The organism is Mesorhizobium sp. B2-1-8, assembly GCF_006442545.2.
Taxonomy (GTDB): domain Bacteria; phylum Pseudomonadota; class Alphaproteobacteria; order Rhizobiales; family Rhizobiaceae; genus Mesorhizobium.
Genome location: NZ_CP083952.1, coordinates 2,531,144 through 2,543,654, shown reverse-complemented (window position 1 = coordinate 2,543,654; position 12,511 = coordinate 2,531,144). Strand labels below are relative to the sequence as shown.

Annotated in this window: 12 protein-coding genes and 2 pseudogenes; 8 read left to right on the top strand and 6 right to left on the bottom strand. The window is 61.3% G+C overall.

All coding sequences use genetic code 11. The annotated features are described in order from the left end of the window. Positions 1-42: 42 nt before the first annotated feature. A pseudogene (locus tag FJ970_RS12405) lies at positions 43-1,322 on the top strand (IS701 family transposase). A 102-nt stretch (positions 1,323-1,424) separates the two neighbouring features. Here the strand turns inward: FJ970_RS12405 and FJ970_RS12400 are convergent. The 3 genes from FJ970_RS12400 to FJ970_RS12390 form a co-directional block, all read right to left on the bottom strand. After that, complete coding sequence (locus FJ970_RS12400) at positions 1,425-1,697, bottom strand: hypothetical protein (RefSeq protein WP_318012955.1); 273 nt, start codon at positions 1,695-1,697, stop codon at positions 1,425-1,427. Positions 1,698-2,212: 515 nt separating this feature from the next. Next, on the bottom strand, positions 2,213-2,554 hold the full coding sequence (locus FJ970_RS12395; RefSeq protein ID WP_140765952.1) for a c-type cytochrome: 342 nt from the start codon (positions 2,552-2,554) through the stop codon (positions 2,213-2,215). Between the two features lie 27 nt (positions 2,555-2,581). Beyond that, a complete protein-coding gene (locus FJ970_RS12390; protein WP_181178862.1) occupies positions 2,582-2,818 on the bottom strand; it encodes a hypothetical protein in 237 nt (78 codons plus the stop codon). 27 nt (positions 2,819-2,845) lie between these two features. On the opposite strand from FJ970_RS12390, the gene FJ970_RS12385 reads away from it, so the two are divergent. Beyond that, complete coding sequence (locus FJ970_RS12385) at positions 2,846-4,015, top strand: ISAs1 family transposase (protein WP_027168284.1); 1,170 nt, start codon at positions 2,846-2,848, stop codon at positions 4,013-4,015. On the opposite strand, the gene FJ970_RS12380 is transcribed toward FJ970_RS12385, so the two are convergent. Continuing rightward, a complete protein-coding gene (locus tag FJ970_RS12380) occupies positions 3,989-4,336 on the bottom strand; it encodes a hypothetical protein (RefSeq protein WP_181178864.1) in 348 nt (115 codons plus the stop codon). The two genes, FJ970_RS12385 and FJ970_RS12380, sit on opposite strands and share 27 nt — an antisense overlap. Positions 4,337-4,825: 489 nt before the next feature. Between FJ970_RS12380 and hemA the strand changes: the two genes are divergently transcribed. The 4 genes from hemA to FJ970_RS12360 all read left to right on the top strand — a co-directional run bounded on the left by hemA (position 4,826) and on the right by FJ970_RS12360 (position 7,879). After that, entirely contained in the window at positions 4,826-6,103 is a 1,278-nt protein-coding gene (hemA, locus tag FJ970_RS12375) for a 5-aminolevulinate synthase (protein WP_227792099.1), read from the top strand. Between the two features lie 185 nt (positions 6,104-6,288). Beyond that, positions 6,289-6,723: a DUF2267 domain-containing protein gene (locus tag FJ970_RS12370; protein ID WP_140765859.1), complete on the top strand. Its 435-nt coding sequence runs from the start codon at positions 6,289-6,291 to the stop codon at positions 6,721-6,723. Positions 6,724-6,726: 3 nt separating this feature from the next. Further along, positions 6,727-7,413, top strand: a complete 687-nt coding sequence (locus tag FJ970_RS12365) for a phosphoribosyltransferase (protein ID WP_140765861.1) — start codon at positions 6,727-6,729, stop codon at positions 7,411-7,413. A 19-nt stretch (positions 7,414-7,432) separates the two neighbouring features. After that, positions 7,433-7,879, top strand: coding sequence for a pyridoxamine 5'-phosphate oxidase family protein (locus FJ970_RS12360; protein WP_140765863.1), 447 nt, complete (start codon positions 7,433-7,435; stop codon positions 7,877-7,879). A gap of 77 nt (positions 7,880-7,956) precedes the next feature. Here FJ970_RS12360 and FJ970_RS12355 read toward each other — a convergent pair whose 3' ends face one another. Continuing rightward, positions 7,957-8,793 (bottom strand): universal stress protein, encoded by an 837-nt coding sequence (locus tag FJ970_RS12355; RefSeq protein ID WP_140765865.1) that lies wholly within the window; start codon positions 8,791-8,793, stop codon positions 7,957-7,959. 173 nt (positions 8,794-8,966) lie between these two features. Here FJ970_RS12355 and FJ970_RS12350 point away from each other — a divergent pair, with 173 nt between their 5' ends. Next, positions 8,967-9,365, top strand: coding sequence for a c-type cytochrome (locus FJ970_RS12350; protein ID WP_140765867.1), 399 nt, complete (start codon positions 8,967-8,969; stop codon positions 9,363-9,365). Between the two features lie 49 nt (positions 9,366-9,414). Next, on the top strand, positions 9,415-10,968 hold the full coding sequence (locus FJ970_RS12345; RefSeq protein WP_140765869.1) for an AAA family ATPase: 1,554 nt from the start codon (positions 9,415-9,417) through the stop codon (positions 10,966-10,968). A gap of 144 nt (positions 10,969-11,112) precedes the next feature. On the opposite strand, the pseudogene FJ970_RS12340 reads toward FJ970_RS12345, so the two are convergent. Continuing rightward, a pseudogene (locus FJ970_RS12340) lies at positions 11,113-12,460 on the bottom strand (IS5 family transposase). Positions 12,461-12,511: the final 51 nt, after the last annotated feature.

Sequence of the window (12,511 nt, the reverse complement as noted above, 5' to 3'; positions counted from 1 at the left end):
TTAGCGGCGGCGCGTTTTTGGAATTCCCAAGAGAGAGTTTGCGTGATTCATGGGAGGTCGGCTTGTGGAGGGCCGATCAATGGATGTGGACTGGCAAGCCGATCTCGAGCACTGGCTTCAACCGTTTTTGGCAGGTCTTTCGCATCCAGCTCGGCGCCGGATGTGTCCGCTGTACATTGCTGGTCTGATCGGGCCGGGCGACCGTAAGAGCGTACAACCGATGGCCGCGCGCACTGGCGAGGTCGGCTACGATCAGCTTCATCATTTCGTCGCGGCAGGGGTTTGGGACAGCGCCCCGCTCGAGGCCGCCCTGCTGAAGGAGGCAGATCGCCTGGTCGGCGATGAGGCGGGTTTTCTCGTCATCGACGACACAGCGTTACCGAAGAAGGGACAACATTCGGTTTGGTGTCGCGCCTCAATACGCTTCGTCGCTTGGCAAGACGTCCAATTGCCAGTCACTGGTGTCGGTGACCCTGGCCTCGCGCGAAGTGCCGGTGATGGTGGGCCTTCGGCTCTTCCTGCCCGACACCTGGACGAATGATCCCGAGCGGATGATGCGGGCGCGCGTCCCGAAGGATCGACAGGTCGCTCTGACAAAGCCGGAGATCGCCATCGAAGAGATCGATCGTATCATCGCCTCCGGCGTGCGTTTCGGCTGCGTGCTTGCCGACGCGGGTTACGGGTCGAGCAGCTCTTTTCGTCAGGCTTTAAGTGAGCGCGGTCTGCTGTGGGCTGTAGGACTATCGCGACGCCAAAACGTCTATCCGGCCGATGTTGATCTGATCTTCCCGGTCGCGACCACCGGCAGGCGCCGCCAATATCATGTCCCAGACCAGCCGCCGGTCTCTGCCGAGGTGATGCTGTCTGGTGAGAGATGGCACAAGATAAGCTGGCGGCGCGGCACTAAAGGTCGGCTGACATGCCTCTTTGCGGCTCGCCGTGTCCGCGTTGCGGATGGTCATAAGCACCGGATGCTCGACAATCGCGTGCAATGCATGCCAGGCGACGAGGTCTGGCTCGTCGGCGAACGCCGGTCGACTGGCGAGCAAAAATACTATGTGTCGAACCTACCGGCCGATGCGAGCCTCAAGATGCTCGCCGCCACGATCAAGGCCAGGTGGGTTTGTGAGCAGGCACATCAGCAATTGAAGGAGGAACTCGGCCTCGACCACTTCGAAGGCCGATCATGGACTGGATTACATCGACATGCCTTGATGACCATGATCGCCTACGCCTTTCTCCAAGCCCGCCGCCTCAAAGCAGCGGGACGAAAAAAAAAGAGTCGGCGGACCACCGCCACAACCGAGCATGCCAGCTGTTAGACAAGCCATTCTCGACCTCTTCACGCGATCGCCACCCCGCAGATGTCCTCACTGTCAGAAGCTGCCCGCACACGCCCTCAAACCTAAACTGCCAAAGTAGTGCTAGGGGGAGAATTCGGAAGGTTTGCGAATTCTGGTGTCGGCCCTTTGCCGACCCCAATCGCGCCAGTGGGTCGGCCGGATGTCGAGACGGGCACCACTGGCAGCATTCTTCCAGCCTTCCTTCACCCTTCTGCAGGCAAACACGAGCGCGTGCTCACCGTCTTCGTCGATGACGGCCAGTTCGAGATCGCGACCAAACGGAGCGCTTGGGATTGGTTTCCACATCGCATCAAAATCTTCGCAAACGGTGTGGTGCGCCTTGATCTGCATCATTTTCTGAAATCGCCGGCCGGGCCGATGCGATCGTCTGCGTCGAACTGAAGCCGACCACGGTTCCGACGGCAGACGCCATACAGGTCGCAATTGCATGGGCGCCGCGCGCAGTGCAATTGATCGCGATCGCAGCACCGATACCTGATCCGACGTCCATGGCGATGGGTCTCTTTTCCCTGAACTACCTCATGACCTCGCTCCGGCCATGGTCAGCCATCTTAAGCCGGCTGCCGAACCACAATTTGATCAGCGTCAAACGCCTCGCGTTCGCGGCATCTGCGTCACACGCCGTTTGATGTGACCAAGGACCGCGCGGAGGGGCATAGGTTCGGCAGGACAGGGAGAAACGCTATGCGGTATATCGAGGTCGATGAAGCCCTACGGGCGAGCAGCCTGAGCGATGGTTGCTTACCGGCGGCGCCTCGATCAATGCCGGAGAACGCATAGCCGACGTTCGCGTTGAAGACGCACTGCAGGCGTTCAGGCTCGATCGCCGGCAGCATTTTGGGCTTGCATCACGGACCCTGCAGCGTGCTGATATAGGTGATGATTGCCTCGATCTGATCGGGGCTGGCAATCCACTCAGGCATGTCCGGATGCCCCGTAGAAATGCCCTCAGCGAGGGCCTCCTCTAGGTCAGAGATCGGATAGCGCTTTGACAGCGTGCGAAATGGCGGAGCGTCGGGATGGCTGCTTTTGTCCGTTTTTCCGACGCCGTGGCAGCGGGCGCAGTTGACCTCAACCAACGCCTTTCCATGCTCAGTCACGCTGTCGGCCGAGGCTGACTGCACACATGCGAGGAGCACCAGTCCGATTGCGGAAGCCTTGAGACGACCATGTCGGCAAACGGCGTTCATGTTGTCTGACGACCTCCGCATTGCGGTCTACGCGACTGTCTTCGCTGCGCCATCTTCGATCGCGATCCTGGCGCCCTTGCGCACATGTCTGGCCGTTTCGGAAGCGAACTTGGAGGTCAGTGTGGCGACCTTGCCCCCTTCGGTCATATACTGCGACGTCGCATTCTGCAGGAAAGCCGCGACGATGTCGAAGGCGTCGTTGAACTGCCAGGGCTGCGAACTCGGGTTAACGCGCTTTGGGGATTGCGGCTGATCTGATTCCATGGGGGTCCCATGATTCGGAGCCTCGCCATGACCACTGTCGCCCTTGAAGGATTCGAAAAGTCCCGCCTGAGGTCGCTTCTCGAGCATTTTGGCGAGATCGAAGACCCGCGTGAGCCGTGGCGGGTTGCCCATCCGCTGCCCGAGGTGCTGCTTCTGGTCGTCTGCGGCACGATCTGCGACTGCGAGGATTACGACCTGATAGCAGCGTGGGGAAATGCCCATCTTGACTTCCTGCGCCGCTATCTGCCCTACCATCACGGCGTGCCGGGCGGCCGCTGGCTGACTTTGCTCATGAACCGCATCGATCCGGCGCTGTTTGCCGGCGCCTTCACCGCGTGGGTGCGCGAGACGTGGCCGGACAAGCCCGACTTCGTTGCCATCGACGGCAAGACCTCGCGGCGCAGCCACGACAAGAGCGCAGGCAAGGCGCCGCTGCATCTGGTTTCCGCCTTCGCCACCACCGCACGGCTGGTGCTCGGCCAGGAGGCCGTGGCCGACAAGAGCAACGAGACAACGGCCATTCCCGTGCTTCTGGAGCGCCTCGGCGCCAATGGCGGCCTCCTGGGCGCGCTCGTCTCCATTGACGCCATTGCCACAAATGCCGCCATCGCAACCGCAATCCGCGCTCACGGCGCCGACTATCTGCTCGCAGTCAAGGCCAATCAGCCGACATTGCGCGCCGAGATCGAGCGCTACTTCGACGACGCGCCGCAAGACAGCCTCGACAGCTTCACCGACCTCGACAAGGGCCATGGCCGCATCGAGGAACGCGTCGTCACCGTCAGCCGCGAGACTGGATGGCTCGCAGGCCAGCGCCGTTTCCCCGGCGAACTGCGCCTGCCTGAGGTCAAGGCCATCGTCCGCGTCACTTCACGCACCGGACTGAAGGACAGGAGCCGCTTCGATACCCGCTACTTCATCGCCTCCGCCGACCTCACCGCCGAACGGGCCGCCCACGCCGTGCGCGGCCACTGGCTGATCGAGAATGCCCTGCACTGGACCCTTGATGTCGTCTTCAAGGACGACCAGTCGCGGCTCAGAAAGGGCCATGGCGCCCACAACATGGCCATCGTCCGCCATTTTGCCCTCAACCTCGTCCGGGCAATCAACGACAGGCAGTCGATCAAACTGAGGCGCAAAAAGGCCGGATGGAGCCCCGACTACCTCGCCTCAATCCTCGGTCAACTTCCCCGTTAACCTGGATTCGCAGCCCTGGTTGAACTGCGGACCACTGATCAAGTCATCGGCCAGCTTCAGGTCCTGTTCACAGCGGTGCTTCAGAAACCCCAGCGTTTCAACATTGTAGCGCATCATGGCCTTGAAGGCATGCACCTGAAGCGACGCGATGGCGAGGAAGAATTTCTGGCCATTTTCCGTGGTCGGCAACAATGGCATGTCCAAAGACGACAGTACGGACGTAGTTTGCATTATCGATTGCTCCGTTCCGACGACGTACAAACGATGGTCGCCAACTGTCAAATTGACACCATTCCTGTCCATGTCCTTGATCGAGATCAACCGTTTGACTCTGCCGGAAATGCAGAGCCGTCAGCCGATCGGAAGTTTTGGACGCGCGCCGCTCTGACCCGGGCGAACTGCTGCTTCAGATTGGCCGGGAGACCGCTGCGGATCTGATTGTCGTCGGTGGTTATGGCTACAGTCGCGTCCGTGAAATGACCGTTCCCGGCGTGACGCGTTTCCGTGCTGCGCAGCGGATCGATGCATCGGTTCATACCGCTCTAAGGAGTGACTTCCCGAGCCGTGGTTTTGATCTGAATCAAGGCCGTCTTCTCGCGCAACCGCTTACGTTCAAGCCTCGCCGAGTTGGGTGTGGCCGATACCCCGCAGCACAGAGCCCGCGAGTAAACGCGGGCATCAGCGATAAGGTCACGCTGGCGCCAGAACTTGGTGAGTGGCCGTCGTACTGTCCCCACGACAATGGAAGAATTCCAGCAGCGGGGGCGGTGCGGCGGCACCTGAATCGCTCAAGCCAAAGGAAATTCGGACATGAATTACCAGCGTTTCTTCGAGGAGGCGATCGACCAGCTGCATGCAGAGCGTCGCTACCGCGTCTTCGCCGACCTCGAGCGCATCGCGGGCAAGTTTCCGCGCGCCATCTGGCGTTCCAACGGCCGCGCCGAGGAAATCACCGTCTGGTGTTCCAACGACTATCTCGGCATGGGCCAGCATCCCGATGTGATCGCCGCATTCCAGAACGCGGCCGGCAAGATGGGCTCCGGCGCCGGCGGCACCCGCAACATCTCGGGCACGTCGAACCCGCTGGTCGAACTCGAGCATGAACTGGCCGACCTGCATGGCAAGGAAGCGGCCCTGGTCTTCACCTCCGGCTTCGTCTCCAACGAAGCCTCGATCTCGACCATCGCACGGCTCTTGCCCAACTGCCTGATCATCTCGGACGAGCTGAACCATGCCTCGATGATCGAAGGTGTCAGGCGCTCGGGCGCCGAGAAAAAGATCTTCCGCCACAATGACGTCGCGCATCTGGAAAGCCTGTTGCAGACGGCCGGGCGCGAACGCGCCAAGCTGATCGTCTTTGAAAGCGTCTATTCGATGGATGGCGACATCGCGCCGATCAAGGAGATCGTCGAACTCGCCGAGCGCTACAACGCCATGACCTATATCGACGAGGTCCATGCGGTGGGCATGTACGGGCCGCGCGGCGGTGGCATCACCGAGCGCGAAGGCCTGGCCGACCGTATCGACATCATCGAAGGCACGCTCGCCAAGGCGTTCGGCACGCTGGGCGGCTACATCACCGGCACCAGCGCCGTCATCGACGCGGTGCGCTCCTATGCGCCGGGTTTCATCTTCACCACCGCGTTGCCGCCGGCGATCGCCGCCGCGGCCACAACGTCGATCCGGCATCTCAAGCGCTCACAGGCCGAACGCGACGCCCAGCAGCAGCAGGCGAGCCGAACCAAGCAGATCCTCTCCGCCGCCGGCCTGCCGGTGATGGAGTCCGCCACCCATATCGTGCCGGTGCTGGTTGGCGATCCGGAACTGTGCAAGATGGCCAGCGACCGCCTGCTCGGCGTGCACGGCATCTACATCCAGCCGATCAACTACCCGACCGTGCCGCGCGGCACCGAGCGGCTGCGCATCACGCCGACGCCGTTCCATTCGGACCCGCTGATCGCCGAGTTGCAGGACGCGCTGGTCGAAACCTGGGACGCGCTGGGCATTCCCTACGGTTCGGCGGGACGGCCGGCCGTCGCGAAAAGCGACCGCATTATTCCACTGCTGGTGCAGAAATCCGGCGGCTGAAACCCGCCGCCTGTCCAAAACGGTCTTCGTCCCCCTTGCCAGTCGGTGCGCGGCCTCTTCGAGCTGGTCGAGGCGGCGGTGGAAAAACAATCGGGGCGATGCACTTTTGAACGATTTGATCCTGCTCAATGCTCAAGGCCTTTCGATGCCTGAGAATGGAGTTCAAATCTTCGAGGAGCATCGCCATGGGTCATATCTCCCACACATCCTTTGCTGACTTCACGCACGCTGGCCAGCAGGCGCAACAATGGGTCAAGGAGCTCGCCAAGGACCTCTGCTGGAGCGAGTCGAGCGCGTGTCGTCTGCTGAGGTCTGTCCTGCACACGGTGCGGGACTGGCTGTCGCCGGCTGAAATGGCCGATCTCTCGGCGCAACTGCCTGTTTTGGTCCGTGGCCTCTACTTCGAAGGCTGGAACCCCTCGGCGTCAACGCATGAGCGCACCAAGCGCGACTTCATTGTCAGCGTCAGAAACAGTTTCGGCTACGATGACGAGATCGATTTCGATGTCGCGATCAGTGCCGTGTTCAAGCTTCTCGACCGTCACCTTTCGCATGGTGAGATCGTGCAGGTCAGAAACTCGATGAAGAAGTCGCTGCGAAAACTGTGGCCGGTGGATTGACCGATGTTCCGTGACCGGGAAGATGCTGGAGTGAAGCTTGGCCTGGAACTGAGCAGGCTTCAACTGCATCGGCCCATCGTACTGGCATTGCCGCGTGGCGGCGTGCCCGTCGCAGTGGAAGTGGCCAAAGCCCTCAACGCTCCTCTCGACTTGCTGATCGTCCGCAAGGTGGGCGCCCCCGGCAATCCCGAGCTGGCTGTCGCCGCAATCGTCGATGGCGATCCTGGGGAGGTCGTGTTGAACCGTGGAATTGTCGAGACCTATGGCCTCGACGACGACGCCTTGCGTGTCTTGATTACAAATGAGCGTCCGGAACTCGAACGCCGGCGCGTTGCCTATCGTGGTAAGATTAGACCGATGTCGATAGCGGGAAAGACGGCGATCATCGTCGATGACGGGGCCGCGACCGGTACGACCATGAAAATCGCGATCCGCGCCCTCAAGCGCCGGTCACCGAGGGAGATCGTCGTGGCTGTTCCTGTTTCGCCGCCCGAAACGGTCGCCGCGCTGGAACAGGAAGCGGACCATGTGGTCTGCCTTAGCCAGCCAGGACAGTTCGGGGCCTTGGGCCACCACTATCTGCGGTTCCCGCAGCTCTCCGACAACGACGTTGTCTCCGCTATGGACGAGGCTGCGCAACCGTACAAAACTGGCCAGCGGCACGTTTCCGGCCCAGTTCAAAAGCCGTGAAGAACAGGAGATCGCACTAATGCAGATCCGCACGCTTTCTGCTTTGGAATGTACCAGATTGCTGACGGCCAATCGCGTGGGTCGCCTGGCATGCGCAAAGGATGGGCAGCCCTACGTCGTGCCCTTCTACTACGCCCATTCGGATGCTCATCTTTACGCGTTTTCCATGCCGGGCAAAAAGATCGAATGGATGCGGGCCAATCCGCTGGTGTCCGTTCAGGTCGATGAACATGGCCAGGGGCGAGGATGGAAAAGTGTCATTGTCGACGGCCGATACGAAGAACTGCCTGACCGGATCGGCCACAAGCTTCAGCGGGATCATGCCTGGTCCGTTTTGAGCAAGCACGCCGACTGGTGGGAACCTGGCGCGCTCAAGCCCGTCGTTCCTCCCACAGCCGACAGTGCACCGCACGTTTTTTTTCGGATCCTGATCGAACAGCTATCCGGACGGGAAGCAAGCGAGTAGTCGCACCATCAAGTCTTGCGAGAAATGAAAAAGGGCCGGTGCAATCTGCACCGGCCCTTTTTCCTACCGTTGAATTGCTATCGCGCCATCAAGACCGGCAGCGATTGACCCGCGAGCATCGACTTGGTGACCCCGCCGAAAATCCGCTCGCGCAATCGGGAATGACCATACGCGCCCATGACCATCAACTCGGCCGCAACGTCGCCGGCATGCTGGCGAAGCACGTCGGCAACCGAATGCTTCGCGCTCGGCAGCCGCTCGACCGTAACCTTCACGCCGTGCCGTGCAAGATAGGCCGCGGCATCTGCACCCGGCTCCTCGCCATGATGGAACTCATCTTCAATGGGATCGACGATGACAAGGCGAACATCTTCGGCGCCTTTCAGCATATCGAGAGACTCGCGGACGGCGCGCGACGACTCGAGGCGGGCGTCCCATGCAACGAGGATGCGTTTCGGCTTCAGCGTCGGGGGCGAGCCCTCGGGAACGATCAGAATGGGCTTCCCCGATGAGAACAGAGTGCCCTCGATGACTTTATCCTTCAGCGCATGGCTTGCCAGCAGATCCGGTCCCAGAATGGTCAGATCAGCGTAACGGGCACGCCTTCCGATGACATCGTCCGCCCATCCCGTGTCTGGATAGTCGTCGCTCAGATCAGCCGATATGGCGCTCTGAGAGAGAAAGCCGGCGACGTCAGAAATTCTTTTCTCGAGCCTTTTCAACTCGGCCTGCCGTTCCTCGAGCCAGGCAGGCGAGACGACAGCAGCATACTCGCCGCCCGAGGGCGGTGCTGCCAGTTCGAGGACGAGCACGGAGAGATGGGCGCCGACCTGTTCGCAAAGATTGGCGGCGAGCTTCAGATCGCCCTCGCCCTGGTTCGGTCCGGTAACCGTAAGCAGTGTCTTGAACGCCATGATGGCAACTCCTCCTCACTTCGGGTGAAGGTTCACTCGGTGTCGAAGCCATAGCCGATGCGGCCACCGCGTTCATTGCGCTGAATCAAACACTTTGTGCGCGGCGTTTGATCCGCATCAACGTCACGGCACATCAGAGCTGTAGGTTCAACTGATCAATCGGGACAACGCCAATGAAACTTCTGGTCGCGGCGGTTCTCGCAGGCATGACCTTCCATACGGCCAGTGCTCAGGACCTCGGCGGCGGCAAGGCCGAATACATGAACTCGTGCGCCGTCTGCCATGGCCCGGACGGCAAGGGCGATGGACCGCTGGGCGACGAACTGTTGAAGCGGCCGAGCGACCTGACGCGCATCTCCAGGCGCAATGGTGGCGAATTCCCTTATTGGCGTGTCTATGCCGTGATCGACGGCCGCGCGATGGTGCCGGCGCATGGCGAGCGCGACATGCCAGTATGGGGCAGCCAGTTCCTGCCTGCCGACGTGAAGAGATACGGCCCGAACGCAGGCGAAATCGTCACCAGGGAACGCATTCATGAATTGGCAGGTTATGTCCAGACATTGCAGCAATGAGCGCGGATCGAGGAAACGAATTTCGCAGGATACAATGGGAAGGCCGGCCATGATCGTCGACGACCAGCAAGCCGCAGCCGAGTTCCTTTTTGATCCGGCCTCCTATGGCGCCACGGGGCCGGTCGAGGCCATCGAGACCCACATTTCACGCATCTTCCTCGTTGGCCAAAGCGCCTACAAGATGAAGCGGGCGGTCAAGCTGCCCTACGTCGATTTCTCGACGTCAGCCCTCAGGCTGGCCGCTTGCGAGAAAGAGGTGGAACTCAACTCGAAGACCGCACCCGGCCTTTACCTCGGGGTGCGTCACATCACACGCGAAGCCGACGGCAAATTGGCTTTTGATGGCGCGGGGCAAGTGGTCGACGCAGCGATCGAGATGGTCCGCTTTGATCAGTCCAAGCTTCTCGATCGTATGGCCACCGCGGGAGAATTGACGCCGGCACTGATGACCGCTGTTGCACGCATGATCGTCGGATACCACCGTGCCGCGCCGACGGTTCATGATGGCAGCGGCTCGTTCAACCTGGCGGGTGTGCTTGATATCAACGAGGCCAGCTTCGCCACCAGTCATGTCTTCAAAAAAGCAGAGATCGAGACCTTTGCCGGGGCCTTCTGCTCAGAACTCGCCCGCCATTCCGAATTGCTCAACCGCCGCGAAGCCGCGGGCAAGATCCGCCGGTGTCATGGCGACCTGCATCTGCGCAACATCTGCCTTTTCGACGGCGAGCCCCGCCTCTTCGATTGCATCGAATTCAACGACCAGATCGCCAGCATCGATGTCCTGTACGACCTTGCCTTCCTGTTGATGGACCTGTGGCACCGCGGCTTTCCGCAGCTCGCCAATCTTGTGATGAACCGCTATCTCGACGAAGCCGACGACGAGGACGGGTTCATCCTGCTGCCTTTTTTCATGGCGGTGCGGGCTGCAGTGCGCGCGCACATTACTGCCACCCAGGTCGAGGAAGGCAGTGCCGATACTGACAAATTGAGTGCCGAAGCCAGATCCTATTTCGACCTTGCGCAAGCATTGCTCCAGGAAAAGCCTCCGCGGCTCGTTGCCATCGGTGGCCTCAGTGGCTCCGGCAAGACGACTATTGCCGAGGCGCTCGCCGCCCATGTCGGTGCGCCGCCCGGCGCGCGCATTGTCGAAAGCGACCGTATCCGCAAGGCCATGCACGGAGTGCCGGCCGAGACTAAGCTGCCGGACAAAGCCTATCGGCCGGAAGTCTCCGATCGCGTCTACCGCGAAATGGCATGGCGGGCGGGCTTGATCCTTTCGCAGGGCGGTTCGGTCGTGGCCGATGCCGTTTTCGACAGACCAGCCGATCATGAGCGGATCGAGAAAGCGGCGCGCAGCCGGGCTGTCGACTTCCACGGATTTTGGCTGGAAGCGGACCCGCTCGTTCTTTGGCAGCGGGTCGACGAGCGCAAGGGGGGGCCTTCCGACGCCACGATAGATATCCTCTCGCGGCAATTGCTGCGAAATACCGTCCAGTCTGGCTGGCGAAGAATCAACGTCGATCGAAAGCTCGCTGACATCGTCTTGGAATTGAGAAGGCACTCCGAGAGCGATGCGTCCGAAACCCTGCGCACAGCCTCCTGATTGCTGCAGCAGGGCGATTGGCATCAACAGAGTTCGAGAGTTGCCTCGACAAGACCGGGTTCCTTCGGATGGCGCCTTATCGAGAAGCCGAACTCGCGGCACATGGCCAGCATCTTCGTAGTCGTCCGTGAACAATGAAGTGGGTCAGGCTGCGCTGGATCTGGGGCGGCTTTGGAGTGCTGTGATGAGAAGCCACAAAAGCAGCCTGAACCATTTGATCAGGAGCGAGAAGTTGTAGCCGGCGGCGGCGAGGATGGCGTTGATGGCGTCGCCCTGTTCGCCGGCGAGGTAGTTGCGGCCCATGCGGTGCTCGGCCTTGATGTGGCCGATGACGGGTTCGACTGCCGATCGCCTGCGCATCTGACGCTTGATGGCAGGTGTGACGCGGCGCTTCTGGCCGGCGGTGAAGACCCTGAGCTTGTGGCTTTCAGGTGCGTTGTGGCCGCGATATCCGGCGTCGGCGAGGATGCGGCCGATTTCGTTGCCGATGGTCTTTTCCATGTCGGGGATAACGGTCGCGAGCGTATGGCCGTCATAGGGATTGCCGGGCAGTGCCTGAGCGTGCAGGGCGAACTGGCCGCCCTTCGAGCGTTCGAGCGTCGTGGCGATCGAGACCTTGACGCCGAACTCGTAAGGGGCATGCGCCTTGCCCTTGCCGATGCACTCGACCTCATGGGCGTGCAGGCTGTAGATTTTGCGGCCGCGCTGGCGCTGACGTTGCTCCAGAACCGCCGAGGCCTGGTAGAGCGGCCACTTGAAGCTCGCCTCGAGGTCCGTTTGGCCGGTGATCCGGCGGGAGATGTCGCGAATGGTGCGGCCGAGATAGGTCTTGAGCTTGCGCAGCGCCTTGTTGGCCCGCTTGAACTGCTTGGCGTGCGCGTAGCGCTGGTGCTTGATCAGCGCCAGCTTGCCGACCCGCACGTAGGTCTGGCGCAAATCGAGCCCCGCCTTCTTGGCCAGCCGCACCAGCCGCTCGCGCGCCCGATTGACGAGCTTGGCGTCGGTGGGGAACATCACGTTCTTCGGCTGCACGGTCGTGTCGACGATCACCCGGCGCGTATCGGCCGGCTTCATCGCTCCGCTCTTGACCGCCACCGCCAGGCTTTCTTGCAGGAGCGCCGTGATCGGCTCCTCGCCCATGCGCTGGCGCCAGCGCGTCATCGATGAGCGCTCGAAGGAGAGCTCGTGGCGGAAGAAACTCTTCACCGCACAGATACTGGAAGTAGGGGTTCTCCACCCAGCGGGCGCACAGCTCCTCGTCCGACAAGTCGAAAGTGTGCTTCAGGATCGCAAGGCCCGCCATCAGTCGCGTCGGCAAGGGCGGCATGCCAGGACCGTCCGAATAGACCGCGCCGAAACGCTCCTCCAGCACCGGCCAGTCGATCGCCTGCGCCAGCCGCACCAACTCGTGCTTCATGTTGATGATCTGATCGAGCCTGGAGCGGAACAGGTCCTGCTCTCCCGTCTCGCGCTTCTCGCGTGGCCTGGACATTCGCCGTCCCCTCGATTCGCCCGCCAAAACGAGTGAATCACGCATCGGCGC

Coding starts and splice junctions, on each gene's coding strand:
- FJ970_RS12370 (WP_140765859.1), top strand. CDS start 6,289: ATGGGTCATATCTCCCACACATCCTTTGCTGACTTCACGCACGCTGGC.
- FJ970_RS12365 (WP_140765861.1), top strand. CDS start 6,727: ATGTTCCGTGACCGGGAAGATGCTGGAGTGAAGCTTGGCCTGGAACTG.
- hemA (WP_227792099.1), top strand. CDS start 4,826: ATGAATTACCAGCGTTTCTTCGAGGAGGCGATCGACCAGCTGCATGCA.
- FJ970_RS12400 (WP_318012955.1), bottom strand. CDS start 1,697: ATGATGCAGATCAAGGCGCACCACACCGTTTGCGAAGATTTTGATGCG.
- FJ970_RS12395 (WP_140765952.1), bottom strand. CDS start 2,554: ATGAACGCCGTTTGCCGACATGGTCGTCTCAAGGCTTCCGCAATCGGA.
- FJ970_RS12355 (WP_140765865.1), bottom strand. CDS start 8,793: ATGGCGTTCAAGACACTGCTTACGGTTACCGGACCGAACCAGGGCGAG.
- FJ970_RS12360 (WP_140765863.1), top strand. CDS start 7,433: ATGCAGATCCGCACGCTTTCTGCTTTGGAATGTACCAGATTGCTGACG.
- FJ970_RS12390 (WP_181178862.1), bottom strand. CDS start 2,818: ATGGAATCAGATCAGCCGCAATCCCCAAAGCGCGTTAACCCGAGTTCG.
- FJ970_RS12350 (WP_140765867.1), top strand. CDS start 8,967: ATGAAACTTCTGGTCGCGGCGGTTCTCGCAGGCATGACCTTCCATACG.
- FJ970_RS12345 (WP_140765869.1), top strand. CDS start 9,415: ATGATCGTCGACGACCAGCAAGCCGCAGCCGAGTTCCTTTTTGATCCG.
- FJ970_RS12385 (WP_027168284.1), top strand. CDS start 2,846: ATGACCACTGTCGCCCTTGAAGGATTCGAAAAGTCCCGCCTGAGGTCG.